Below are 1158 nucleotides of genomic sequence, written 5' to 3' on the forward strand. Positions count from 1 at the left end.
AAACAACAACCTCGTCCCAACATTCTTTGGATTATTACTGACGATCACAGACCAGACTCAATATCGGCATATAATCAAGCGGTATACGGACAGGCTAATAGTCCGCTGGGCTATATTGAATCACCAAACGCTGACGAGCTCGCTCAAGAGGGCGTACTATTTACACAAGCGTTTACAAATTCTCCTGTATGCGGTCCTTCGCGAGCGGCGCTTCATTCTGGCAGATATCCATTTCGAACTGGACGGTTCGCGTTTGAACTTTCCCACCCTGGCCCCGACTTTTCTAGGCCTCTTTTATCTGAGTACTTGCAACGAGAGGGTTATTACACAGCAATGTTTGGAAAAGAAGACCATTATTTTATGCAATGGGGACCTGGCCAAACATTTAACAAACTGCCAATCTTCGATTTTAGAGTGCATTTCAAACACGATCTCCAAAACCATGGTATTGGTGATATTTACACACGTGCCAGTTATGGTGACGAACCTGGAAACTCGACACCTATTGGTTACAGCGAGTATGTGAGCTATCCAGATGGCTCTCAAAGAAGCTATTTGCTGAAGAGCAAAGATGGAGAAGTTAGCCAAGGCGCCCTTGCTCAACGAGCCAGAACTGACCAAGAGTTTGACATACTTCGCAGTTACACTAGAAGCAACCCAAATCTAATAATAGGTGGTGTAAATCCAAATAGTGCAACTGAGACAATTGACGCGAAGGTGGTAAGAGAATTAAGGAATCATCTGCAATTTGCACAACAGGAATATAAAACATTAGCGGGTAAAAGTGTCAAAGGTGCTGACATGAATAAGCCGCTGTTCATAAATTTGGGTTTTCATTTACCTCATACACCCATTTTGCCTCCTAAATCGATAAGAGAGCGCTTCGAATCTAAACGTTATAGCGTGCCGAATTTCGATCGTTCTGAGGTTAAGACGCTTCCCCCTCAGCTGCAAAAATTGTACAACGCGACCAAAATTGAAGGGATGACAGACGCTGAACTTCAACAAACAATACAGGATTATTACGCGTTTTCAGCTCATGGTGATGAATTGATTGGCGAAGCACTAGAGGCATTCAAATCCTACAGTGAAAGACAAGGTCGCCCTTGGGTAGTTGTTTACACTATTGGTGATCATGGATGGCATTTAGGTGAACAG

The 1158-nt window shown here is 43.6% G+C and carries 1 protein-coding gene; it reads left to right on the top strand.

Annotation, left to right across the window (positions count from 1 at the left end; genetic code table 11):
• The coding region (locus KL866_RS05925) for a sulfatase-like hydrolase/transferase (protein ID WP_214993966.1) at positions 1-1158 on the top strand (1158 nt) is incomplete at both ends.

The organism is Alteromonas sp. ALT199, from assembly GCF_018619335.1.
GTDB lineage: Bacteria > Pseudomonadota > Gammaproteobacteria > Enterobacterales > Alteromonadaceae > Alteromonas.